Raw genomic sequence first — 1,507 nt, 5'->3', positions numbered from 1 at the left:
CAACGCCGCTCAGTTAGGCGGCTGGTTGGGTTGTCAAGGCGTGGCTGAGACGTAAAGCAGCGAAGCTCCGGTATCAAGGGTGGTCACTCTAAGACGCCCTGAAAACCTGGAGCTCCGCTGGCCGATCAGATTGCCATAACTCGGATGGTGACGGTAGCCGCGGGGGTGTTCGCGCCCGGGCATCTGGGTGAGCTGACCCGGCTCATTCCGTTCGAGATGGTCGATGAAGTCTTGGCCGCGACCCGGCGCACCGAGGCACGGGTACGGCTGCTGCCGGCCCGGGTGGTGATGTATCTGCTGCTTGCCGGGTGCCTGTTCGCCGAGCTCGGCTACCTGCAGGTGTGGGCCAGGCTGGTCAGCGGCTTGCAAGCTCTGCCGGTTGTCTCACCGAGTAGTTCGGCGTTGCGTCAGGCCCGTCAGCGGCTCGGACCGGCACCGATGCGGGCGTTGTTCGACCTGCTACGCGGCCCGGCCGCCACGACAGCCGGTCAGGTGCGCTGGCGGGGTTTGCTGCTGGCCGCTCTCGACGGAACGACTCTGACCGTCGCGGACTCGCCGGCCAACGCCGGCCGATACCACAAACACCGCTGCGTCAACGGCACGTCCGGCTACCCGTTGCTGCGGCTCAGTGCGCTGCTGACCTGCGGAACCCGGTCGGTGATCGACGCCGTGTTCGACCCGGTCAGCGTCGGTGAGCTCGACCAGGCCCGGATCCTGACACGCAGCCTGCGCCCGGGGATGCTGCTGCTGGCCGATCGCTACTACGCAGCAGCGGCTTTCCTGGCCACGGTCGCCGAGACCGGCGCTCATCTGCTGATCCGGGCCAAGGCCAACCGGCGCCTGCCGATGATCCGCCGCCTGCCCGACGGATCCTGGCTGACCTGCATCGGTACCCTGACCGTCCGCGTGGTCGAGGCCCAGATCAGCATCACCACCACCGCGGGCACCCGCAGCGGCGAATACCGGCTGCTGACGACACTGCTGGATCCGCACACGCACCCCGCCGCCGACCTGGTCCGGCTCTACCACGAACGCTGGGAAATCGAGACCGCCTACCTCGAACTCAAATCCAGCATCCTCGGCGGACGCGTCCTGCGAGCCCGCACCCCACCCGGCATCGATCAGGAACTACACGCCCTGCTGGTCGTCTATCAAATCCTGCGCACCGCCATGGTCGACGCCACCGACAGCCGACCCGGCACCGATCCCGACCGGGCCAGCTTCAGCACCGCCCTGAACACCGCACGCGACCAGATCGTGCACGCCGCCGGGATCATCGCCGGCACCGTCATCGATCTGGTCGGCGTCATCGGCACCGCCGTCCTGGCCAACCTGCTACCCGACCGGCGCGTCCGCGTCAAAACCCGCATGATCAAACGCTCGAACAGCAAATACCAAGCCCGCGGCCCGAACATCGACCGGTACAGCTACCAAGCCACCACCAGCATCAACATCGTCAGCCCAGACCCTTGACGAGCACCACCCCGCCCTAACTGAGCGGCGTTGG

1 protein-coding gene is annotated in these 1,507 nt (G+C 67.1%); it reads left to right on the top strand.

The genetic code is table 11. The annotated features are described in order from the left end of the window. The first annotated feature begins 144 nt into the window (after nt 1–144). Nucleotides 145–1,473: an IS4 family transposase gene (locus AB0E90_RS51655; protein WP_360421226.1), complete on the top strand. Its 1,329-nt coding sequence runs from the start codon at nt 145–147 to the stop codon at nt 1,471–1,473. Nucleotides 1,474–1,507: the final 34 nt, after the last annotated feature.

Origin of the sequence: Actinoplanes sp. NPDC026619 (genome assembly GCF_040638295.1) — a bacterium.
Taxonomy (GTDB): Bacteria; Actinomycetota; Actinomycetes; order Mycobacteriales; family Micromonosporaceae; genus Actinoplanes.
The sequence above is the reverse complement of the archived record's forward strand: the minus strand, read 5'-3'. Positions and strand labels throughout refer to the sequence as shown.